This is a genomic window from Quadrisphaera sp. DSM 44207, from assembly GCF_900101335.1.
In the GTDB taxonomy this organism is placed as follows: Bacteria; Actinomycetota; Actinomycetes; order Actinomycetales; family Quadrisphaeraceae; genus DSM-44207.
Window position 1 is genome coordinate 1,198,843 of the sequence record NZ_FNKA01000001.1, and the last position, 22,617, is coordinate 1,221,459.

The 22,617-nt window shown below is 76.7% G+C and carries 17 protein-coding genes and 1 tRNA gene; 7 read left to right on the top strand and 11 right to left on the bottom strand.

Annotated features, from left to right (window positions below; genetic code table 11):
• Window positions 1-170 precede the first annotated feature (170 nt).
• Complete coding sequence (locus BLS82_RS05770) at window positions 171-731, top strand: TetR/AcrR family transcriptional regulator (RefSeq protein ID WP_092862272.1); 561 nt, start codon at window positions 171-173, stop codon at window positions 729-731.
• Between the two features lie 350 nt (window positions 732-1,081).
• On the opposite strand, the gene BLS82_RS05775 is transcribed toward BLS82_RS05770, so the two are convergent.
• Together BLS82_RS05775 and BLS82_RS05780 are read right to left on the bottom strand one after the other, a co-directional pair.
• Entirely contained in the window at window positions 1,082-1,597 is a 516-nt protein-coding gene (locus BLS82_RS05775) for a hypothetical protein (protein WP_092862274.1), read from the bottom strand.
• A complete protein-coding gene (locus BLS82_RS05780) occupies window positions 1,594-2,523 on the bottom strand; it encodes a ParA family protein (RefSeq protein ID WP_092862276.1) in 930 nt (309 codons plus the stop codon). The genes BLS82_RS05775 and BLS82_RS05780 overlap by 4 nt, the downstream gene beginning before the upstream one ends.
• Before the next feature lie 338 nt (window positions 2,524-2,861).
• On the opposite strand from BLS82_RS05780, the gene BLS82_RS05785 reads away from it, so the two are divergent.
• A complete protein-coding gene (locus tag BLS82_RS05785; protein WP_092862278.1) occupies window positions 2,862-5,252 on the top strand; it encodes a HelD family protein in 2,391 nt (796 codons plus the stop codon).
• 46 nt (window positions 5,253-5,298) lie between these two features.
• Here the strand turns inward: BLS82_RS05785 and BLS82_RS05790 are convergent, their stop codons facing one another.
• From BLS82_RS05790 to BLS82_RS05830, 9 genes are all read right to left on the bottom strand, one after another.
• Window positions 5,299-6,387: a fatty acid desaturase family protein gene (locus BLS82_RS05790; RefSeq protein WP_255378135.1), complete on the bottom strand. Its 1,089-nt coding sequence runs from the start codon at window positions 6,385-6,387 to the stop codon at window positions 5,299-5,301.
• Window positions 6,388-6,534: 147 nt separating this feature from the next.
• Window positions 6,535-7,545: an NAD-dependent epimerase/dehydratase family protein gene (locus tag BLS82_RS05795; protein WP_092862280.1), complete on the bottom strand. Its 1,011-nt coding sequence runs from the start codon at window positions 7,543-7,545 to the stop codon at window positions 6,535-6,537.
• A gap of 73 nt (window positions 7,546-7,618) precedes the next feature.
• A complete protein-coding gene (locus BLS82_RS05800) occupies window positions 7,619-10,345 on the bottom strand; it encodes an alpha/beta fold hydrolase (RefSeq protein WP_092862282.1) in 2,727 nt (908 codons plus the stop codon).
• Window positions 10,342-11,367 carry a 3-oxoacyl-ACP synthase III gene (locus BLS82_RS05805; protein WP_092862284.1) on the bottom strand — a complete coding sequence of 342 codons (1,026 nt, stop codon included), beginning with the start codon at window positions 11,365-11,367 and terminating at the stop codon, window positions 10,342-10,344. The genes BLS82_RS05800 and BLS82_RS05805 overlap by 4 nt, the downstream gene beginning before the upstream one ends.
• Window positions 11,368-11,505: 138 nt before the next feature.
• A complete protein-coding gene (locus tag BLS82_RS05810) occupies window positions 11,506-13,248 on the bottom strand; it encodes a hypothetical protein (RefSeq protein ID WP_092862286.1) in 1,743 nt (580 codons plus the stop codon).
• Window positions 13,249-13,334: 86 nt separating this feature from the next.
• Window positions 13,335-14,246 (bottom strand): carbohydrate ABC transporter permease, encoded by a 912-nt coding sequence (locus BLS82_RS05815; RefSeq protein ID WP_218123594.1) that lies wholly within the window; start codon window positions 14,244-14,246, stop codon window positions 13,335-13,337.
• Window positions 14,243-15,172, bottom strand: coding sequence for a carbohydrate ABC transporter permease (locus BLS82_RS05820; protein ID WP_218123595.1), 930 nt, complete (start codon window positions 15,170-15,172; stop codon window positions 14,243-14,245). The genes BLS82_RS05815 and BLS82_RS05820 overlap by 4 nt, the downstream gene beginning before the upstream one ends.
• Window positions 15,173-15,175: 3 nt before the next feature.
• Window positions 15,176-16,468 (bottom strand): ABC transporter substrate-binding protein, encoded by a 1,293-nt coding sequence (locus tag BLS82_RS05825; RefSeq protein ID WP_092862287.1) that lies wholly within the window; start codon window positions 16,466-16,468, stop codon window positions 15,176-15,178.
• 228 nt (window positions 16,469-16,696) lie between these two features.
• Window positions 16,697-16,780, bottom strand: a tRNA-Leu gene (locus BLS82_RS05830).
• Between the two features lie 203 nt (window positions 16,781-16,983).
• On the opposite strand from BLS82_RS05830, the gene BLS82_RS05835 reads away from it, so the two are divergent.
• Genes BLS82_RS05835 through BLS82_RS05855 form a run of 5 tightly spaced genes read left to right on the top strand, consistent with a single transcriptional unit; the run spans window position 16,984 to window position 22,614 of the window.
• A complete protein-coding gene (locus BLS82_RS05835; protein ID WP_092862288.1) occupies window positions 16,984-17,718 on the top strand; it encodes an FhaA domain-containing protein in 735 nt (244 codons plus the stop codon).
• A gap of 18 nt (window positions 17,719-17,736) precedes the next feature.
• Entirely contained in the window at window positions 17,737-18,294 is a 558-nt protein-coding gene (locus tag BLS82_RS16730) for an FHA domain-containing protein FhaB/FipA (protein ID WP_092862289.1), read from the top strand.
• Window positions 18,291-19,775 (top strand): PP2C family protein-serine/threonine phosphatase, encoded by a 1,485-nt coding sequence (locus tag BLS82_RS05845; protein ID WP_092862291.1) that lies wholly within the window; start codon window positions 18,291-18,293, stop codon window positions 19,773-19,775. Before BLS82_RS16730 ends, BLS82_RS05845 begins: the two co-directional genes overlap by 4 nt.
• Window positions 19,772-21,166 (top strand): FtsW/RodA/SpoVE family cell cycle protein, encoded by a 1,395-nt coding sequence (locus BLS82_RS05850; RefSeq protein ID WP_092862293.1) that lies wholly within the window; start codon window positions 19,772-19,774, stop codon window positions 21,164-21,166. The genes BLS82_RS05845 and BLS82_RS05850 overlap by 4 nt, the downstream gene beginning before the upstream one ends.
• Window positions 21,163-22,614 carry a peptidoglycan D,D-transpeptidase FtsI family protein gene (locus BLS82_RS05855; protein WP_092862295.1) on the top strand — a complete coding sequence of 484 codons (1,452 nt, stop codon included), beginning with the start codon at window positions 21,163-21,165 and terminating at the stop codon, window positions 22,612-22,614. Before BLS82_RS05850 ends, BLS82_RS05855 begins: the two co-directional genes overlap by 4 nt.
• Window positions 22,615-22,617: the final 3 nt, after the last annotated feature.

Genomic DNA, 22,617 nt, shown 5'->3' on the forward strand with positions numbered 1-22,617 from the left:
CGCGCCGGGCGGAGGTCCTACCGCGAGCGGGCGGTGATCAGGAGCGCCACAGCGGGACCCCGGCGCGACCGTTCGGGTACGGGACGGCACACGCGGTTCTCATGGGCCTGACCGTACCTGCCGGTTGACAGGTAGGCAACTAGCCGACAGGTAAGCCTTAGGATGTCCGCATGCCCCGCCCGAGCATCGACACCCGCTCCGAGGCCAAGGCGGTCGCCCTGAAGCTGTTCTCGACCAACGGCTTCGAACAGACCAGCTTGCGGGAGATCGCAGAGCGCCTGGGCATCACCAAGGCGGCGCTGTACTACCACTTCCCCTCCAAGACCGAGCTGCTGAACGAGCTCCTCGATCCCTTGGTCTCGGACCTGGCCGACTTCCTCACCGCCGCTGCGGCGCTCGGGCCCGAACAGCCTCGGCAGATCCTCGAGGCCTTCTTCGACGTCTGCGCCCGTCACCGGCTCCTCTACCAGTGGTTGCTGTTCGACGTCCGGGCGCTCCGGCGCAGCCAGCCGGACGCCGTGGAACCCCTGGTGCACTGGCGCGACCAGCTCGAGCAGCTGCTGATCCGCGGATCAGCGCCGGAGGAGCGCATCCGCGTCGTCGCTGCGCTCGGTGGTCTGCAGGACTGCGTCGGAGGGTTGAGGGACCTGCCGGTCGAGACGATCCGCACAGCGGCCGTCGATGCGGCCCTGCGCGCTCTGCTCCCAGGACCGACCACCACAGGGGGTTGACCAGCCGCCGCAGCAGGTGTCGGCGCTCCTGACGACGTGACGAGGCTCGGCGCATGCCGGGTCGCCGGTACGGCGCTCCCGACCCATCTCGCTGGCGCACGCCGTAGGTCGAGTCGCAGCCTTCGGGTGCACAGCGGGGTCGATGGCCTCGCGCGGCGCCGGGGACGGGTGCACGTGCTCGCCGTCGTGGCCGGCGACGACGCTCAGCTCGACGGCCCGTCAAGGGCGCTCACCGCGCGCGGCAGGATCGTGGAGGGACTCCGCGGCCTGACCGGGTCGGGCCACGACGGTCCGCTCCCCCGCTGAGGGCCAGGCGGCGCCCGCCTCCCACCGGGCCCGCCCGGGCGTCGTCAGCGACCGGAGTCGGCGCGGTCCGCGCGGAGGTCGAGCGGCGCCAGCCCGACGCTGGCGCGCAGCTCGTCCTCCGTGGTGCCGGACAGGCGCTCCGGGTGGGTGAGCAGGAGGTCGACGGCGACCCGCACCAGGGTGTTGTCGGTGATCCGCTCCCCCGTGCCGCTGCGGCGCCCGCCCCGGCGGGCCTCGTTCAGGGCGCGGCTGAGCTGGGTGAGCTGGTCGACCTGGTGCGGGTGCATCCGGGTCTCCCGGCGCACCAGCCGCAGGTACTTCGGTCGTCCGGAACTCTGGAAGTCTGGATCTCTGGCAGCATCGGAGTCGTCCGGCCCGGGTGTCCCCACCTCGACGGCGGCGGCCGGTGCCGCGGCCTGCGGCTGCTCGTCGGGACCGGACGCGCCGAGGCGGTTGGAGCGCAGCAGGCGCGCGGGGGAGGACGCGCCGAGCGCCGTCGGCGGCTGGGTGCGCGAGGGGAGGCCGGACAGGGCGCGGCGCGGGCTGGGCTGGTCCTTCATCGCTGCTCCTGGAGGCGACGGGGCGAGGGGACCGCGAGCTGCTCGGCCGCGGTGATGCGCTCGACGATCTCCTGACCGAGGGCGTGGAAGTCCTCGGCCAGGCCGATCGCGCTGCGCGAGCGGGGCCCGTCCCCCTCCTCGGCGCGCCGGCGCAGCTCCCACCAGCGCGGGCCGGAGAGCACCGCCTCCTCGAGCTCGTGGACGAGCAGCCCGCGGTCGCGGGTCTCCTGCGCCGCGGCCTCGGCGTGGCGGATCGCCGAGCCCAGCACGACGTCCGCCTCCCCTCCCAGGTCCTCGGCGACGGCCTGGCGGGCGCCGTCGGTGACCCGGCGCGCGACGCGGTTGACGCCGAAGAGCACCACCCCCAGCAGGTCCAGGTCGGGGTTGACGTCCAGGACGGCGTCCAGGCGCCGGGCGACGTCCCGCAGGCCCTTGCGGGAGCTGGCGTCGGTCTTGACCGGGATCAGGGCCCAGCGGGCTGCCGCCAGGGCCGCCTGCTGCAGCGTCTCCTGGCCGGGAGGGCAGTCGATGAGGACGAGGTCGTAGTCCTCGACGTGGGGCGCCAGGGCGTTCGCCAGCGCGGTCTTGGCCCCCCGGGGGTCCTTGTGGGCCCGCGTGGTCAGGCCGGCGGCCGCCATGTCCAGGGCTGCTCCCCCGACCAGGACGTCCAGGCCGGGGCGGATGCCGCGCTGGGGGCTGACCGGGGCGTCGAAGGTCAGCGCCTGGGCCAGGGCGCGGCCGGCGTCGTCGACCTCGGTGCCGCCGTAGCCCAGCTCCTCGGCGAGGTTGCCCTGCGGGTCCAGGTCGACCAGGAGCACCCGCTGGGAACCGGCGGCGAGCATCCCGCCCACGTTCGCGGTGATCGTGGTCTTGCCCACGCCGCCCTTGCCGTTGACCACGGCGATGATCCGACCGCCATCGGCCATGGTTCCTCCGCTCGTCGATCGGGCCCGTCAAGCCCCCTGCCAGGCACGAACTTCCAGAGTTCCAGCGTCTGGTAGTCCAGAGTTCGGGAGTGCGGCCCTCTGGAAGACCGGACGTCTGTGCTCCAGGCAGCACGGTACGAAGAAAACCTGCGACGGACCAGCCCGGGTCGACACCCGCTCCAGAGTTCCAGAACGCCAGATCAACAGGGTTCCAGACTCTGGTAGTTCGGGATCCTGGTCGACAGAGCTCGACGAACGGGTTCCGCTGCGCACCCGCTGGCACCGGCACCAGGCCGCCCTGGCAGGCTGGACGGCCGCCGGGCAGCGGGGGAGGCGCGATGAGCACGGGCAGCGAGCAGGTCGGCGAGCGGTTCGCGGAGGAGGTCGCCCACGAGCAGGAGCGCGTCGACGCGCTCTACGCGCGCCTGGACGAGCTGCGGGAGCTGACCGAGCAGCGGCTGCGCGACGTGCGCCGGGCCGGGGGAGGGGGCACCCACGCGGCGCGCACCGAGCGCGACGCCTTCGCCACCCTCTACGAGGACCGGCTCGTGCAGCTGCGGGCGGTCGAGGACCGGCTCGCGTTCGGGCGCCTGGACCTGCGCGGCGGCGCTGACCGCTACGTGGGGCGCATCGGCCTGTCCGACGAGCGCCAGGAGCCGATGCTCACCGACTGGCGCGCGCCCGCCGCCGAGCCGTTCTACCGGGCGACGGCGGCCGACCCGGGCGACGTCGTCCGCCGCCGCCACCTGACCCTGACCGGTCGGCGGGTGACGGCCCTGGAGGACGACGTCCTCGACGCCGACGCCGTGCCCGAGGGGATGGTCGTCGCGGGCGGGGGCGCCCTGCTGGCGGCCGTCACGGCGCACCGCACCGGACGCATGCGCGACATCGTCGCCACGCTGCAGGCCGAGCAGGACGAGGTGGTGCGCGCGCCGCTGCCGGGCGTGCTCGTCGTCCAGGGCGGCCCCGGCACCGGCAAGACCGCCGTCGCGCTGCACCGGGCGGCGTACCTGCTCTACGCCCACCGCGAGCGCATCGCCCGCGCCGGCGTGCTCGTCGTCGGGCCCAACCGCGCGTTCCTGCGCTACATCGACCAGGTGCTGCCCTCCCTCGGCGAGACGGGCGTGGTGATGTCGACGGTGGGGGAGCTGCACCCCGGCGTGCGGGCGGTCGGCGTCGAGCGCGACGAGGCCGCCGCCGTCAAGGGCGACCTGCGCATGGTGCGGGTGCTCGCCGCCTCGGTGCGCCAGCGCCAGCGCACCCTGGCGGCACCGGTGCGCCTGGACGTCGAGGGCCGCACCGTGGTGCTGCGGCCCTCGGTGGTCGCCGCGGCGCGCTCCGCCGCCCGCGACGGGCGGGCGCCGCACAACACCGCCCGCACGGCCTTCGTGCGCCGGGTGCTGGGGGACCTGGTGCGCCAGCTCGCCTCCGCGCAGGGGCTGCGGCGCGACGAGGTGGACGCCGAGTCGCGGCGGGAGCTGGAGGCGGAGCTGCGGGCCTCGCCCGACGTGCGCCGCGAGGTGAACCTGCTGTGGATGCCGCTGACCCCGACCGGGCTGCTCGCGGACCTGTACGCGCGCCCCGAGCGGCTGGCGCGGGCGGCCGAGGGCGTGCTGTCGCCCGCGGAGGCCGCGCTGTGCGCCCGCGAGCGCTCCGCGCCGTTCACGCCCGCCGACGTCCCGCTGCTCGACGAGCTTGCCGAGCTGCTCGGCGACGACGCGGACGCCGCGCGGGCGCAGTCGGCGCGGGAGGCGGCCGCCCGCGCCGAGCAGGTCGCGTACGCGCGCGGGGTGCTGGAGATGGCCGGCTCCTCCGGTGCCGGGGGGCTGCTGAGCGCCGAGGCGCTGGCGGACCGGTGGAACGCCGGGGGCCCGGACCTGACGGTGGCCGAGCGGGCGGCGGCGGACCGCACGTGGACGTACGGGCACGTGGTGGTCGACGAGGCGCAGGAGCTGTCGGCGATGGCGTGGCGGCTGCTGGCGCGCCGCTGCCCGTCGCGGTCCATGACCGTGGTGGGGGACGTCGCGCAGACCTCCAGCGCGGCCGGCGCCTCGGACTGGGAGCGCGCGCTGGCGCCGGTGCTGGGGCCGGCCGAGGGCCGGCCGCGGCCGGGGGTGGACCTGCGCCGTCCCTGGCGCCTGGCGCAGCTGACCGTCAACTACCGCACGCCGCGGCAGGTGATGGAGCTGGCCGGCGCGGTGCTGGCGGCGGCGGGCGTGAGCGCGCCGGTGCCGCGCTCGATCCGCGACGCCGACGTGCCCCCGCGCGCCGTGCGGGCGCCGGAGGCGGCCGGTGCGGCGGGCTGGCTGGGTGCCGTGGCCGCGGTGGTGCGCTCGGAGCTGGACCTGCTCGGCAGCGGCCGGATGGCGGTCGTGGCCCCGGACGACCTCGTCGGGCCCGTGCACCGGGCGCTGGTCGCGGACCTGCCGGACGGGGCGGTGCGGCGCGGGGACGACGCCGGGGACGCGCCCGTGACCGTGGCCGCGGTGGCCGAGGTGAAGGGCCTGGAGTTCGACGCCGTCGTCCTCGCCGAGCCCGCGGGGGTGCTGGCGCAGTCCGCGCGCGGCGCCAACGACCTGTACGTGGCGCTGACCCGGCCGACGCAGCGGCTGGTCGTCGTCTCGGCGGCGCAGCTGCCGGCCGGGCTCGACGTCCTCGCCGAGGAGGGTGCCGAGGAGGGTGCCGAGCCTCGCGCCGTCGACCCCGACGCCGTGGCGCCCGTGCCCTAGGCGCCCGGGGGAGTCGCCGGCCGGCCCGCGCTCACCCGGCCCGGGTTCAGCGGTGCACGCGGGCCTGGGCGACCAGGGGGCACTCGAAGGGGTCGCGCGCGCCGAGGCCGACGCGGTTGAGGTAGCGCACCACGATCCGGTAGGAGTCGAACAGCCCGGTCTGGGTGTAGGGGATGCCGTTGCGGCGGCAGTACTCCTGCACCACGGGCGCCGCCCGGCGCAGGTTCGGCCGCGGCATGCTCGGGAAGAGGTGGTGCTCGACCTGGTAGTTCAGCCCGCCCATCGCCACGTCCACGAAGCGGCCGCCGCGGATGTTGCGGGACGTCAGCACCTGGCGGCGCAGGAAGTCCACGGTCGTCTCGCGACCGATGATCGCCATGCCCTTGTGGTTCGGGGCGAAGGAGGCCCCCATGTAGAGGCCGAACAGGCCCAGCTGCACGCCGAGGAAGGCGAGGGCCTTGCCGGGGCTGAGGACGAGGAAGACCATCGCCAGGTAGCCGCCGAGGCGGGTGAGCACCAGCGTCATCTCGGTCCAGCGGCGCTTGACGGGACGGCGGCCGAAGATCCGCTTCAGGCCCTGGGCGTGCAGGTTCAGGCCTTCGAGGAGCAGCAGGGGGAAGAAGAGCCACCCCTGGCGGGCGGTGAACCAGCCGCGCAGGCCGGTGCGGCGCCCGGTGGCGGCCTCGGGGGTGAACGACAGGACGCCGGACTCGATGTCCGGGTCCTTGCCGACCTTGTTGGGGTTGCCGTGGTGCTTGGTGTGCTTGTTCGTCCACCAGTCCACGCTCATGCCGGCGAGGCCGTTGGCGATGATCAGGGACGTCCACTCGTTCCACTTGCCGGAGACGAAGATCTGCCGGTGGGCGGCGTCGTGGCCCAGGAACGCCACCTGGGTGAGCGCGACGGCGAGCAGCGCGGCCACGACCAGCTGCCACCAGGAGTCGCCGAGCAGGACGTGCGTGGTGACCAGGGCCGTCAGGACGACCACGGCGCCGATCATCTTCGACCAGTACAGGCCGTACCGGCGGCGCATGAGCCCCAGCCTCTGCACCTCCCCGGAGAGCTCCGCGAACGCGGTCTGCTGGCGGGGGGTGCTGGCGCGCGCGGTGGCGCGCACGGAGGGGGAGAGGCTCACGCACTGTCCTTCGGCTGGTCCTCGGCTGCACCGGCGCAGCCACGACGGACCGCCGGGGCGGCCCGGTGAGGAGGTTGCTGGGGTCGCAGCGTCTCACGGGGTCCGGCGGGGCGCGACACCGCGCCCGCGCGCCCCGGGTCGGCGCGCTCAGGCGCCGGGGTCCCCGTGGCGGCGGTGGTGCGCCGCCAGGCGGGCGAAGCCCTCGTCGAGGTCGGTGCGCGGCGCCCACCGCAGCGCCTCGCGCGTGCGGCGCTGGTCGAACCAGTGGGCCGTGCCGAGCTGCTCGGCGAGGAAGCGCGTCAGCGGCGGGTCCTCCTGGCCCAGCCGGGTGCCCGCCGCGCGCAGCAGCGTCCACAGCGCCTCCACGAGCCCGCCCGCCGCGCGCGCCACGGGCAGCGGCACCTGCCGCGACGGCGGCGGGGCGCCTCCGGCCAGGGCCATCCGGGAGAGGAGCTCGGCCACCGTGCGCGGCTGGCCGCTGGAGACGACGAAGGCCCGCCCGTGCACGCCGTCGTCGGCGGCGCGGTCGAGGGCCGCGACGATCGCGGCGGCGGCGTCCTCGATCCAGGTGGTGTCGATGAGCGCGGCGCCGTCGCCGACGACGACCATGCGCCCGCGCCGCGCCTGGGTGACCACGCGCTCGACGAGCTGGGTGTCCCCGGGCCCCCACACCACGTGCGGGCGCACGGCCACCACGGCGAAGCCCGGCGCGTCCGCCGCGAGCGCCACCAGCTCCGCGGCCGCCTTCGTGCGCGCGTAGGGCCCGCGGGCGTGCTGCGGGTCGGCCGGGTCGGCGCCCGCCCCCACCAGCGCCGTGCCGGTGTGCGCCACCGAGGGCGAGGAGACCTGCACGAAGCGGCGCGCGCCCGCCCGGCGGGCCGCCTCGAGCACCGCCCGGGTGCCCTCGACGTTGACCGCGACGTACTCCGCCTCGGGGCCCGAGAGGGCCACCTTCGCCGCGAGGTGCACGACGGCGTCCGCGCCGTCCGCCGCCCGGGCGACGACGTCGGCGTCGGCGAGGGAGCCGCGCACGTCCCGCGCCTCCGCGACGCCGCTGGGGCGCCGCTGCAGGGTGGTCACGTCGTCGCCGCGGGCCACCAGGGCGGCGGCCACGGCCCCGCCGAGGAGCCCGCTGGCCCCGGTCACGAGCACCTTCACGCGCGGCTCCTCACGGTCGGGTCGTTGCGGTCGGGTCGTTCTCGTCGGGTCCGCTGGTCGGGCCGGCCGGTGGTCAGGGCCGGGTGCTCGCGGGCGCCTCGCCCGCGAGCACCCGCGCGGCCCAGGCGGCCACCCGCGTGCGGTCCACCTTCGAGCGGTGGCGCACGTCCGTGGGCAGCCGGTCGACGACGAGCACCGCCGCGACCGGCACCCCCGCGACCGCGCGCACGGCGTCCAGCAGGTCCAGCGGCGCCAGGCCGGGCGGCGCGGCCGCGCCACCTCCGGCACCGCCGGCGGCCTCGAGCACGACGACGGCCTGCTGCGCGCCCACCGGCCCGACGCCGACGACGGCGGCGCGCGCGACGGCGTCCAGCTGCTGCACGCGCTGCTCCGGCCCCACGGGCGTGAGCGCGCCGCCGGCTGTGGTCAGCACGTGCGCCAGGCGCCCCTCGACCCACAGGCGCCCCTCGACGTCGAGGTGGCCGACGTCGCCGGTGCGGTGCCAGCCCGGGTCGCGCGCGCTGGCGCGCTGGACGTCCCACAGCTGGTCGTAGCGCTCCTTCACGTGCGGGGCGCGCACCGCGACCTCCCCGGTGACCTCGGGGACGTCGGTCAGGGCGCCGCTGGGCACGGCCTCCTCGTCCAGCGGGGCGATCGCGACCTCGGCGCCGGGCACCGGGCGCCCGACGAGGACGCCGTCCCCGGGCCCGGCGGCCAGCAGCTCGTCGAGGGTGACGTCGGTGACCGGCAGGGCCTCCGTCATGCCGTACGGCGTGCGCGCGGTCGCGGCGGGCAGCACCTCGCGCACGCGCAGCAGCAGGTCCACGCCCACCGGGGCCCCGGCGGACAGCAGCGTGCGCACCCGCGCGAGCTCCTGCCGCTGCGCGGGCGAGAGCGCCGCCGCCGTGGCGACGACGTTGGCCAGGGCGGCGGGGGAGGCGAAGACGATCTCGGCGCCGATCGCCGCGACGGCGTCGGCCAGCGCCGCCGCCGTCAGCGTCGACGGCTTCGTCACGTCCGTCTCGGGCACCGCGGAGGTGGCGCCCAGGGACGGCGCGAACAGCGCGAAGGGCGCGAACGCCGCCACGAACGGCGCCGACGGGCCGACGCCGTAGGTGGCGGCGAGGACGTCGCGCACCCCCTCCAGCTGGCGGTGCAGGTACACCACGCCCTTGGCGGGGCCGGTGGACCCGGAGGTGAAGAGCACCGCGGCCTCGGCGTCCTGCGCCGGAGCGGGCGGCAGCTGCCGCCCGGCGGCCAGCGCGCGGCGGCCGCGGTCGGCGACGTCGTCCAGGTGCTCGGCCGCGCCGAGCGCCTCGACGGTGCGGCGCCCACCCGCGACCGCGCCGACCGCGGTGCGCCGGCCGGGCCAGCGCAGGGCCCGCGCGGCCAGCAGCCCGCGCCGCTCGGCCATGACGTGGTCGGGCGCCGCGCCGCGCACCGCGCGCGAGAGCCCGCGCAGGCCCAGGCCGGCGTCGGCGACGACGACGACCGCCCCGATGCGCAGGCAGGCGTAGAACAGGGCCGTCAGGTCCGGCCCCGGCGGCACGAGCAGGGAGACCCGCTGCCCGGGCCGCACCCCGCCCTCGAGCAGCCCGGCGGCGACCTCGTCGACGCGCGCGGCCAGCCCGCGCCACGTCGTCGTCGACGGCGGGCGCCCGGGGTGCAGCTGGACGACGGCCGGCGCGTCCTCGTGCGCCCGCTCGGCGACGGCGGCGCCCATGGGCCGGCGCGAGGCCGGCTCGGGGGCGGCGGCGCCCGCCGTGCGCGGCGGGGCGTCCACGGGCGCGGGACGGCGGTGCCGGGGCGCGCCCGTGCCGCCCGCGCGCCCCGCACCCACCGGCAGGGCCGCGAGCCAGCGGGTCAGCACGCCGGCGACGTCGGCGTCCTCGGAGACCAGGTGCCCGGCCCCCTCGAAGCGGTGCACGTCGCCGTGCGGCAGGCGGGCGCGCAGGTCGCGCAGGTACCGCTCCTGGAACACCGGGTCGGCCGCGCCCCACAGCAGCAGCGAGGGCACGTCGCCCGAGGCGCCCAGGCCGGCCAGCCCGGCGGACACCTCCTCCAGCGCGGGGCGGCTGGGGTGGTCGGCGCCGGCGGGGACGTCCGCGACGAACGCCCCGATCCCGCCGCGCCGCCCGGCGCCGCGGTAGGGCGCCAGGTACGCCGCCCGCACGTCGTCCGGCAGCGGGCGCTGCGCCGTCGCGAGGGTGGAGAGCAGGAACGCCGGCGTGGTGACGGTGGCGGTGCGCAGCACGGGCGGGGCGGTGAACAGGCGCAGGGTGAGCGGGATCACCTCCCCGCTCGGGTGGTCGACCGCGGTGTTGAGCAGCACCAGGCCGCTCAGCGCGCTGCGGTGGGCCACCGCCCAGCCGGCGCTGATCACCCCGCCCCAGTCGTGGCCCAGGGAGACCAGCGGCGCGCCGTCGGCGTCCGGGCCCGTCAGGCCGAGCGCGTCGGTGAGGCGGCCGAGGTCGTCGACGCGGCGGGCCAGGCGCCGCCGGGTGCCGGTGCGCTCGGAGAAGCCCATGTCGAGCTGGTCGACGGCGACGACGCGCCAGCCGACCTGCGCGGCCTGCGCGAGCGCGCCGCGCCACAGGTAGGACCAGGTCGGGTTGCCGTGCACCGCCAGCACGGTGCCGACCGGGTCGGCGCCCGTCGCGGCGCGCACCGCCTGCGCGCCGTCGAGCAGGTGCCAGGTGCGGCGCGCGCCGTCGGCGTCGACCACCTGCACCAGCCGGGACCACGAGGGGTCCAGGCCGGTCAGGCCTTCGGGGGGGAGCGCCGCGGGGGCGCGGGTCACCAGCGGATCTCGCAGAAGGCGGTGTTCAGGCCGGAGCCGACACCCATGCACAGCACGCGGTCGCCCGGCACGAGGCTGCCGACCTCGCGGGCGAGGGTCATCGGCAGCGCCGCGGACCCGGTGTTGCCGAGGAAGGGGAAGGTCAAGGGCGTCTTGGCGCGGTCCAGGCCCATGCGCTGGATCATCGCCTTGGTGTGCACCGAGGAGACCTGGTGGAGGATGTAGCGGGCCACGCCGGTGGCCCAGCCCCACTCCTCCTTGGCCTCGTCGAAGGCGGCGCCGAGCAGCTCCACGCCCTCCTCGAGCAGACCGCGGGAGTCGGCCACCATGCGGCCGAGCTTGCCCACGCACAGCCCGTGGTGCTGGGTGGCCGAGCGCACCACGCCCCCGACCACGCGGTGGCCCTCGGGGTGGTCCTCGGCGCGGCCCAGCACCGCGGCCACGGCGCCGGAGCCCAGGGTCAGGCTCGCGAACTGCTCGAGGTAGTCCTGCTTCGTGGTCGCGGAGGAGTTCAGCCGCGCGATGGTGTCCTCGATGGTGCTGCGCGAGTCCTCGGCGCTGACGACGACGGCGTGGCGCACCTGGCCCGCGTCGATCATGGCCGTGGCGGTCTGCAGGCCGTTGACGAAGCCCAGGCACGCGTTGGTGATGTCGAAGTTCATCGCCGAGGACGGCAGGGCCATGGCGTCGTGCACCTGCACCGACACCGCAGGCTCCAGGTGGGGCCGGGTGATCGAGGTGTTGATGAGCACGCCCACGTCGTCGGGGTCGACACCGGCCTCGGACAGCGCCTTGGACCCGGCCGTCGCCGCGGCCTCGGCCAGGGAGGCGTCCTCGGGGTACCAGCGCCGCTCGTCGATGCCCGCGACGCGCTGGAGCAGGCCCGGACGCAGCTTGAGGCGCTTGATCGTCTCCGCCATCCGCTCGTCGATCTCCGCGGAGGTGACCACCACGGGAGCCTCGATCCCGTGGATGGACAGCAGCGCGGTGTTGGCGGCCCGGTAGCTGGTGTTGCCGTTCACGTAGCCCTCTTCCTCGACGCCAGAGCACCGCAGGCTAACCGGAGGCGGCCGTGATCGCCCGCGGCGAGGCCCCGCACCGCCATCTGCCCACGGTGCGCTGCGCCGCACTCACGCACGGTCACCGGACGGCGGCTGGTCTCACTGGTAGGAGACGAACCACGGAGCGGGCTCGACCTGCAGGGTCTCCTCGGGGGTGAAGGTCGGGGTGTCCTCGTCGTAGAAGTTCTTCCACCCGAAGCGCATCCCCGGCGGCGGCTCGGCCGTCATCGTCCGCCAGGTGCCCATCTTCAGGTCCGGGCTGCCGTGGCCGTCCATCTGCACCAGCACCGACAGCTCGTCGCGGGAGGTGTCGATGCGCTCCCGCTCGCCGAGCATCGACATCCGGAACTGGTGCAGCAGGAGCAGCTTCTGCGGCAGCGCGCGCTGGGCCGTCAGGTCGGCCAGCCAGGTGACGACGCTGTTGACCTCGTCGGCGCCGACCGACCCGATCTGCGCCATGTGGCGCTGGCCCGGCTCCAGGCGCCACTCCGGGTCGAGGGCCAGGCCCACGTGCGGCAGGGCCAGCAGCTCCTCGTAGCGGCGGGCCTGGGTGAGGAAGTCGGTCGTGCCCGGCTGCAGGTCGAGCACCACGTAGGTCCCGGCCTCCCCGGCCGCCTCCACCCAGGGGCGCAGGTCCTCCACGGTGGCCTCGGCCGAGTAGTCCCCGTCGGCGCCCGGCGACGAGGAGGCCACGGTGGTGATCACCTCCAGGGCCGGGACGACGGGCTCGGCGCTGTGCGGGTCGTAGTCGTCGGCCACGTCCGCGGCCCGGGCCAGCGTCGCCTCCAGGCCCTGCTCGCCGAGCACGCCGAGGGCGGGTGCGCCCGGGTGCCCGTACAGCGCCACCAGGCGGCGTCCGGGGAAGAGGACCTGCCCGCCCCCGGGCAGCTCGAGCCCGCCGGCGGCCACCGCGAGGCGCTGCGCCAGCAGCTCGGGCGGCCCGAAGGCCGAGCCCACGCCGAGCGCGGTGGCCGCCGGCGAGCCCGCCAGCGCCTGCACCACCCCGGGGTCGGCACGGGGGTCCGCCCCGGGGGCCAGGAGCACGCGCGCGCCGGCGGCGCGCGCCGTGGCGGCGGCGGCCAGGTCCTCCTGCTCGGGCTGGGCGAGCACCGTGACGCCGTCCAGCGGCTCGGCCCGAGCCACGGGCGGCAGCTGTGCGGCGGCGTCCTCCTCCGTGCCGCCCGCCCCGCCCGCAGCACCTGCCTCGCCCGTGCCGGCCGCGGGCTCCAGGCGCAGCAGCGCCGGGGCCTCGCGCTCCAGCGCGGCGACGGCCGCCGTCGCGCCGGCGGCGTCCACGGCCGCGGGCTCGCCCGCGGCGTCCCCCAGCAGCTCCGCCAGCGCGGCGTCGTCCTGCGGCAGCGCCACGACCTCCGCGCCGTCCCGGCCCCGCGCCCACTGCGCCGCCGGCTCCCCGGCGGTGACGAGCGTGCTCGCCCCGAGCCGCTCCAGCTCCTCGCCGAGCCCGCCGGCGGCGTCCGCGGACGCCGCCTCGCCGGAGGGGACGAGCAGGAGCGGCACCCCGAGCGCGACGGCGACCGGGGCGGCGCGCGCCTGCGCCGCCAGGTCGTCGGCGCCGGCGAGGACGGCGGCCGGGGCCCGCTCGAACAGGGCCCGGCTGACCGCGAGCGCCGACTCCGGCGGCCCGTCGGCGGCCAGCACCTGCGAGCCCTCCGCCGGGGCCAGCAGCTGCGCGCGCGGCGCGTCGTCGGCCTGCTGCGCGGCGGCGTCCCCGCCGGAGGGGGAGCCGGCCGCGTCGGAGCCGTCGCCCGTGCAGGCGGCGAGGGCGAGCAGGGCCGCGAGGGCGCCGGCGGCGCGGGCGGTGCGCGGGCGGGAGCGGACCACGGGCTCTCCGTCTCGGCTCGTCGTCCGCGGGGCGCGTCGCCGCGCGGACGGGGCGGGCGGGACTGCCCCGACCCTACGCCCGCTGCTCACTTCAGGCCCGTGCGCGCCATCCCCTCCACGAAGTAGCGCTGGAAGACCGCGAAGACGAGGAGCATCGGCAGGATCGACAGCAGCGTCATGGCCATGAGGTCCCCGTAGTCGCGCCCGTACTGGTCCTGCAGGTACAGCAGGCCGATCGGCAGCGTGAACCGCTCGGTGTCCTGCAGCGCCACCAGCGGCCACGCGAACTCGTTCCACCGCCACATGAACGTGAAGATCACGAGCACGGCGACCAGCGGCTTCGACAGCGGCAGCGCGATGGCGGCGAAGGTGCGCCAGGCCCCCGCGCCGTCCACGCGGGCGGCCTCGAGCAGCTCGTCCGGCAGGGACGCGAAGAACTGCCGCGACAGGAACAGCCCGAACGCCTCCGCCAGGCGCGGCAGCACCACCCCCGCGCTGGTGTTGACCAGCCCCAGGTCCACGACCAGCTGGAACTGCGCGACCATGATCACCTGCACGGGCACCATGAGCGTGCTGATGATCGCGAGGAAGATCGCGTTCTTCAGCGGGAAGTCGAGCTTGGCGAACGCGAAGCCGGCCGCGAGGTTGACCACCACGGTCAGGACGACGGAGACCACCGCGATGACGAGGGAGTTGGCGGCCCAGCGCAGGAAGGGCCAGCGCTGCAGCGGCTCGACGAAGTTCTCCCAGTGCAGCGCCCTCGGGTGCAGCGCCGCGTCCTGCGCGTACAGCTCCGCCGGGCTCGACAGCGCCGTGACCGCCATCCAGTACAGCGGGAAGACGACGATCGCGGCCGCGAGGACGGCGGCCGTCAGCCGCCAGCCCGTGACCCGCCGCTCCGCCGCCTGCCGCGGGCGGCGAGGGCCGGGACGGCGCACGGCCGGGCGGGCGGGCGCGGCGGCGCGGCGGGTGCGCGGGGACGCCGCGGGCGCGCTCACGCGAGGTCCCGGCGGCGTCCGGCGCGCCACTGCACGAGCGTGAGCACCAGCACGATCGCGTACAGCACGACGCCGATCGCCGCCGCGTAGCCCTGGCGCCGCTGCTGGAAGCCCTCGGTGTAGGCGTGGTTGACGAGCAGGGTCGTGGCGTTCGCCGGCCCCCCGCCCGTCATGGCGATGACGAGGTCGAAGACCTGGAACGTGGAGATCACCATGTAGACGAGGAGGAAGAAGGTCGTCGGCGCCAGGATCGGCCACGTGATCGAGCGCACCGTGCGCCAGCGCCCCGCGCCGTCCAGGGCGGAGGCCTCGTAGACCTCCCGCGGCACGCCCTGCAGCCCCGCGAGGTAGACGACCATGACGAACCCGAGGTTGGTCCACACCGCCACGAGCACGACGGAGGCCATGGCCGCCGCGCCGGAGGTCTGCCAGCTGACCGCCGGCAGCCCGACCGCCTGCAGCACCCGGTTCACGACGCCGAAGCCCTCGTTGAACATCCAGCGCGCGATGATCCCGCTGGCCACGGCCGAGATCACGACGGGCACGTAGAACAGCGCCCGCAGCAGCCCCCGGCCGGGCATCGCCCGGTCCAGCAGCAGGGCCAGCGCCAGGCCGCCGAGCATGCTCAGCGGCACCGCGAGCAGGGCGAAGACGCCGGTGTTGAGCAGCGCGCGCCAGAAGACGTCGTCGCGCGCCATCGCGGCGAAGTTGTCCAGCCCGACGAACCGCGGCTCGCCGAACCCGGAGTACTCGGTCAGGGCGTAGTAGCCCGTCATCCCGAGCGGCACGAACATGAACACGGCGAACACCGCGAGCGCCGGGGCCGTGAAGGCGAGGCCGGTGAGGGCCTCGCCCCGGCGGCGCCGGCGTCCGCGGCGGGCGGCGGGGACGCGCTCGAGGGCGGCCGCGGAGCCGAGGAGGGCCACCCCCTACGCCCCGAGCTCCTCGATCGCCGCCTGCAGGTTCGCCAGGGTCTCGTCGACGCCCTGCCCGGCCCCGAAGCACGCCTCCAGCTCCTGCTGCAGGGCGGTGTTGATCCCCGAGAAGCGCGGCGAGGTGCACGTGCGCACCAGCGACTCGGGGATCGTCGTCGCCTGCTCCACGAAGACCGGCATCAGGTCCGGGCGCACCGCGTACTGCAGGTCGGCGGCCGCCAGGTCGGTGCGGGTGGGCAGCACCGTGGTCTGCTCGCAGAACAGCCGCATGTTCTCCGAGCTGGCCAGGAAGGCGGCGAAGCGCCCCGCCTCCTCGACGTTCGGGGCGTCCGCGGGCACGACGACGGCGTTGCCGCCGAGGTCCGTGGCGGCTTGGGCGTCGCGGGGCAGGTACGTGGCGCTGAACTCGAAGCCGGTGACCGTCTCCTCCAGCTGCGGCAGGAGGAAGTCGCCGGCGCAGATGGACTTCAGCCGCCCGGAGGGGAACGTCTCGTCGGGGTAGTTCGCGGCCTGCACGAGGAAGCTGGGGTCGTGCAGCCCGGAGGTGTACAGGCCCTGCGCGTACTGCAGGGCCCGCGCCCCGGCGTCCGAGGCGATGGTGACGCTCCGCCCGTCCTCGCCGTACACGGAGCCGCCCGCCTGCGCGAGGAAGGACAGCCAGCGGAAGGCGCCGGCGGCCTGCCAGTTGACGGCCAGCGGGTAGCCGTCCGGGTTCGCGGCCCTCACCTGCTGCAGGACGCCCGTCCACTCCTCCCACGTCCAGGCGTCGTCCAGGGAGGTCGGGATCCGCACCCCGGCGGCCTGGAAGGCGGGGACGTCGTAGACGACGGCGCTGACGTCGGTGTGGTGCGGGACGCCGACGGGCGCGCCGTCGCTGAGCACCGCCTGCCACAGGCCGGGCACGAACGCGTCGGCGAACCCGTCCGGCAGGGAGGAGGAGATGTCGGCCAGCGCGCCGACGGAGGTGTAGGCGCCGATGTCGGTGTAGGAGACGCGGAAGAGGTCCGGCGCGTTGCCGGACTGCAGGCGCGAGTCCACGGTGGAGAGGATCTGGTCGTAGGGCAGGTTCTCGAGGGTGACCGTCGTCCCGGTCTCCTCGCGGTAGGCGTCGGCGAGCTGCTGGAAGACCGGGAGCTCCGCGTCGCTCGCCCAGATGACCACGGTCAGGCCGTCCTCGCCGGACGACGAGCCGCCGCCTCCGCCGCACCCCGCCAGCGCGCCCGCGCCCAGGGCCGTGCCGGCCCCCGCGCCCACCGCGCCGAGGAACTGCCGTCGTGACCAGACCATGCGACCTCCAGGGGTGGGGCGGGGCGCCGCCTTCCTAACCCGCCCACCACCGCCCGGCAACAGGAGGGTCGCGCGCGACCGGTCAGCGCGACCGGTCAGCGCGATCTGTCGGCGCGCGGGCGCGGCAGCGGTCGCGCTCGTCCCGAGCGGCAGCGCCCGCCCGACCGGGGCGAGCACGACGGAGGCCGCACCCTGAAAGGGGTGCGGCCTCCGTCGTGCTCGCCCCGGTGCGCGAGGGGGGAGTTGAACCCCCACGCCCTTTCGGGCACACGGACCTGAACCGTGCGCGTCTGCCTGTTCCGCCACTCGCGCGAAGCAGCGCCGAGACTAGCACGGCGGGGGTGCCCGCCCCGGGGGCCGACCGCGGCCGCGCGGGCGCCCGGCACGTCCGCGACGTCCCCCGCGCCGGGCCGGCGGGCGCGCGGCCCCCGGCCCGTCGCGGGCTCTGCGGCCCCCCGCACGGCTACGATCCCCCGGCAGGGCACGCGCCTGGACCGGCGACGCGAGGAGGACCCGTGGGAGTGCTCGACCGCTTCGAGCGCAGCGTCGAGCGCGTCGTCAACGGCGCCTTCGCGCGGGCCTTCAAGAGCGAGGTGCAGCCCGTGGAGCTGGCCAGCGCGCTGCGCCGCGAGACCGACACGACCGCCGCGGTCGTCGGCCCGGACCGCACGCTGGTGCCCAACGCCTTCACCGTCGAGCTCGGACCCAGCGACCACGACCGCATCTGCACCTGGCAGGACGACCTCGCCGAGGAGCTGGCGGCCTCCGTGACCGACCACGCCCGCTCCCAGCGCTACTCCTTCCCCGGCCCGGTCAGCGTGCGCTTCGTGCGCGACGAGGAGCTCGCCACGGGCGTCTTCCGCGTCCGCAGCGCGCGCGTGCGCGGCGCCATCGCCCCGGCCACGGCGGCCGTCGCCACCCCGGCGCGCCCGGTGCTCGACGTCGACGGCCACCGCTACCAGGTCACGGGCGACCGCACGGTGCTCGGCCGCGGCAGCGACTGCGACGTCGTCCTCGACGACCCGGGCGTCTCGCGCCGGCACGCGGAGGTCGTCCTCGACGGCGCGCGGGCCGCCATCCACGACCTCGGCTCGACCAACGGCACGGTCGTGGACGGCGTCCGCCTCGACGGGCCGAGCACGCGCACGGCGCCCCTGCGCGACGGGAGCACGGTGCTGCTCGGCCGCACGCGCGTGACCTTCCTGTCCGGGGCGGACCGCGCGGCCGCCCGCGACGACGGGGAGTGGTGAGCGCGGGGTGGACCGCTCGTGAGCCAGCTGACCGTCACGGTCCTGCAGCTGGGCCTGCTCGCCCTGCTGTGGGTCTTCGTCATCGGCGTCGTCGGCGTGCTGCGGCGCGACCTGTCGGGCGCGGGGGCGCGCGGCGGTCGCGCCGCGGCGCCCGCGCAGGCCCGCGCCCCGGTCCCCGCGCCGGCTCCGGTCCCCGTGCCGGTCCCCGCACCCGCCGCCGTTCCCGCCCCGGTCCCCGCGCCCGTTCCCGCTGCTGCGCCCGTCGCGCCGGCGCCGGTGCGCTCGCTCGCGGTCACCGCCGGCCCCCTGGCCGGCACGGTGCTGCCGCTGGGCGCGGCTCCCGTGCTCGTCGGTCGGGCGCCGGAGTGCACGCTCGTGCTGCCCGACGACTACGCGTCCTCCCGCCACGCCCGGCTCAGCCCGCGCGCAGGCGCCTGGGTGCTGGAGGACCTCGGCTCCACCAACGGGACGACGCTCGACGGCGTCCCCGTGACCGGGCCCGTGGAGGTCGCGCCCGGCAGCGCGGTGAGGATCGGCCGCACGAGCTTCGAGCTGCGCCGGCAGCCCGCCGGATGACCGTCCACCTGCGCGCCGCCGCCCGCTCCGACGTCGGCCTGGTGCGCTCCGACAACCAGGACTCCGCCTACGCCGGGGTGCGCCTGCTCGTCGTCGCCGACGGCATGGGCGGCCACGCGGGCGGCGACGTCGCCTCCTCCGTCGCGGTCGGCGAGCTGGCCGCCCTCGACGGCGCGGGCACCGGCCGCGACGGCGCCGCTGCCGCCGCGGGCGGGGAGGACCCGCGCCGGGCCGCCGAGGAGCTGGAGGCCGCCGTCGCCCGCGCGCAGCAGGCCCTGCTGCGCCGCGTCGCGCAGGACCCGTCGCTGGGCGGCATGGGCACGACGGTGACGGCCCTGCTGCGCGCGGGCGAGGAGCTGGTCCTGGCGCACGTCGGCGACTCGCGCGGCTACCTGCTGCACGACGGCGTCCTGACCCGGGTGACCACCGACCACACCTTCGTCCAGCGCCTGGTCGAGGAGGGGCGGATCACGCCCGAGGAGGCCGAGCGGCACCCGCAGCGCAACGTCATCCTGCGCGTGCTCGGCGACGTCGAGTCCGCCGCCGAGCCCGACGTCTCCGTGCACGCCGCGCTGCCGGGGGACCGGTGGCTGCTGTGCTCCGACGGCCTGTCGGGCGTCGTCAGCGACGAGACCATCGCCGAGACACTGGCCTCCGTGGCCGACCGCGCCGCGTGCGCCGAGCGCCTGGTGCAGCTGGCCCTGCGCGCCGGGGGCCCCGACAACATCACCTGCGTCGTGGCCGACGTGGTGGACGGCGCGGGAGGCGACGCGGGGGGCCGCCCCGGCGCGAGCGGCGCCGCGGGCGCGGGGGTGGCGGCCGTGCAGGTCGTGGGGGCCGCCGCCGCCGACCGCGCCCGCCCCTCGGCCGCCGCGTCCAGCCCTGCGGCGCGCGCCGCCGTCCTGTCCCGCTCCGCCGCGCCGCTGCGCCAGGAGGCGCGCGGGGAGGCGGGGCGCGCCGACGCCGCGCCGGCCGGCGCGCCGCTGCGCGCGGGCGGCGCCGTAGGCACCCTGCCCTCTCCCGCCGAGGGCGACGAGCGTGCCTGGGACTGGGACCGCCAGGAGCTCGCGCGCCGCGCCGGCGCCGCGGGCGCCGCCTCCGAGGACGACGCCGCGGCCGGGCGGCCGGGCGCCTCGCCCGCAGGTCGCCGGCGCCGCCGCGTCGGGCCGCTGCTCGCCCTGGGCGCGGTGCTGCTCCTGCTCGGCGGCGGGGTGCTGGCCGGCTGGTCCTGGCTGGGGCGCCAGTACTACGTCGGCGTCGAGGACGAGCGGGTGGCGGTCTTCCGCGGGCTCTCGCAGGACGTCGGCCCCGTGCCGCTGTCGAGCGTCGTGGAGCAGGAGGACCTCGCCGTCGCGGACCTGCCGCCGGTCTACCGCGAGCGCGTGGAGGGGACCATCCCGGCCGACGACCTGGCGCACGCCCAGCGCATCGTCGAGGAGCTGCGCGACCAGGCCCGCGCACCGGGCGACGCGGCGTCATGACGACCGCCCCCACCTCCTCGCCGCGCCGCCAGCGCTGGGTCGAGCTGCTGCTGCTGGTGCCCGCCCTGCTGCTGGCGATGGGCGCCTACGGCATGGTCGGCGTCGCGACGGAGGGCGCCTGGCCCCCGGGGCTGCTCGGCTACGGCGGCGGGCTGGCGGCCCTGACCGTCGGCCTGCACCTGGTGGTGCGCTGGCGCGCCCCCTCCGCGGACCCGCTGCTGCTGCCGATCGCGACGGTGCTCAACGGCCTGGGCCTGGCCCTCATCCACCGCCTGGACGTCGCCCGCGACGACGCCTTCGCCCCGCGCCAGCTGGTGTGGACGGCCGTCGGCGTCGTCCTGGCCGCCGTCGTCGTCGCCGTGCTGCGCGACCACCGGGTGCTCGCCCGCTACACGTTCACGGCGATGGTCGTCGGCCTGGTGCTGCTGCTCCTCCCGCTGGTGCCGGGCCTGGGCAGGACGATCAACGGGGCGCGGATCTGGATCCGGCTGGGCCCGCTCGGCTTCCAGCCCGGGGAGCTGGCCAAGATCGTGCTGACGGTGTTCTTCGCCGGCTACCTCGTCACGGCCCGCGACACCCTCTCCCTCGTGGGACGCCGGGTGCTGGGCCTGCAGCTGCCGCGGGCGCGCGACCTCGGCCCGATCCTCGTGGCCTGGCTGGCCAGCCTCGGGGTGCTCGTGCTCGAGCGCGACCTCGGCACCTCGCTGCTGTTCTTCGGCCTCTTCGTCGCGATGCTCTACGTCGCCACGCACCGGGTCAGCTGGATCGTCCTCGGCCTGACCCTGTTCGTCGGGGGCGCGGTGCTGGCGTGGAGCCTGTTCAGCCACGTGCAGGCGCGCGTGAACGGGTGGCTGCACCCGTTCGACCCGGAGGTCTACGACGCGCCGGTCGGCGGCAGCTACCAGCTGGTGCAGGGCCTGTTCGGCCTCGCCAGCGGCGGGCTGGTCGGCGAGGGCATCGGCGAGGGCCGCCCGCAGACGGTGCCCTACGCGGAGAGCGACTTCATCCTCGCCACCCTCGGCGAGGAGATGGGCCTCGTGGGCCTGTTCGCCGTCCTGCTCCTGTACCTGGTGCTCGTCGAGCGGGGCCTGCGCACGGCCATCGGCGCGCGCGACGGGTTCGGCAAGCTCCTGGCCGCCGGCCTGTCCTTCGCCGTCGCGCTGCAGTGCTTCGTCGTCGCCGGCGGCGTGCTGCGCGTGATCCCCCTGACGGGGCTGACCATGCCCCTGCTCGCCTACGGAGGGTCCTCCCTGGTCGCGAACTGGATGATCGTCGGCCTGCTCCTGCGGGTCTCCGGCGCCGCCCGCCGCGCCGCTCCCGCCCCCGAGGCGGGCACGCCCGTGGTGGCCTCGGAGCAGGACGCCGCGGCGACGCAGGTGGTGCGCCTGTGAACGGCCCCCTGCGGCGCCTGTCCGTGATCGTGGTGTCCCTGTTCGTCGTCCTCATGGGCGCCGGCACGTGGGTGCAGTTCGTCACCGCCGGCCGCCTGCAGGACGACCCCCGCAACTCCCGCGCCCTGTTCGCCGAGCTCGGCCGCGAGCGCGGGCCGATCCTCGTCGAGGGCGAGGCGGTCGCGCTCTCGGAGGAGGTCGACGACCGCTTCCGCTACCAGCGGCTGTACCCGGCGGGCCCGCTGTGGGCGCACGCGACCGGCGTGTACTCGGTGGTCTTCGGCGCCACGGGCCTGGAGGAGGCCGCGAACGACCTGCTCTCGGGGACCTCCGACGACCTGTTCTACCGGCGCCTGTCGGACCTGCTGACCGGCCGCGAGCCCGGCGGCGCCGTCGTGGAGACCACGCTCGACGCCGCCGTCCAGGAGGCGGCCGCGCAGGCCCTGGGCGACCAGGAGGGCGCCGTCGTCGCGCTCGACCCGCGCACCGGCGAGGTGCTCGCGATGGTCTCCTCCCCCAGCTACGACCCGAACGCGCTGGCCAGCCACGACGCCGAGGCCGTGCGGGCCGCCCGCCAGGAGCTGCTGGAGGACCCGGGCGACCCCCTGGTCAACCGCGCGATCGGCGGCGACCTGTACCCGCCGGGCTCGGTGTTCAAGCTCGTCACCGCCGCCGCCGCGCTCGAGGCCGGCTCCACGCCCGAGAGCGCCCTGACCGGCGTCGCCGAGCTGGACCTGCCGCAGACGACCGCGACGATCGGCAACAGCGGCGGCGGGGGCTGCGGCTCCGGCGGCCAGGTCAGCCTCGCGGACGCGCTGCGCGTCTCGTGCAACACCGCCTTCGCGGCGCTGGGCATGGAGCTGGGCACCGACGCGCTCGTGGAGCGGGCGCGGGCCTTCGGCTTCGGCGAGGAGCTGAGCATCCCGCTGCGGGTGACCCCGAGCAGCGTGCCCGCCTCGATGGCGCCGCCGCAGCTGGCCCAGGCCAGCATCGGCCAGTACGAGGTGCGGGTCACCCCGCTGCAGGTGGCGGTGCTCTCCGCGGCCGTCGCGAACGGCGGCGTCGTGATGCGCCCGAACCTCGTCAGCGCCGTGCGCGGCGACGACCTGGAGGTCCTGCAGGCGCCGGAGCCGACCGAGCTGGGCCGGGCCACCTCCGAGCAGACCGCGCAGGCGCTGACGGCGATGATGGTGGGCGTGGTGGAGTCCGGGACCGGCACGGCGGCGCAGGTGGACGGCGTGCAGGTGGCGGGCAAGACCGGCACGGCCCAGCACGCCGAGGGCCGGGCCCCCCACGCGTGGTTCACCGGCTTCGCCCCGGCCGGCGACCCGCGGGTCGCCGTCGCCGTCGTCGTCGAGGAGGGCGGCTCCGCGGGCGACCAGGCCTCCGGCGGCCGCACCGCCGCGCCCATCGCGCGCGAGGTCGTCGAGGCGGTGCTCGCGCAGTGAGGA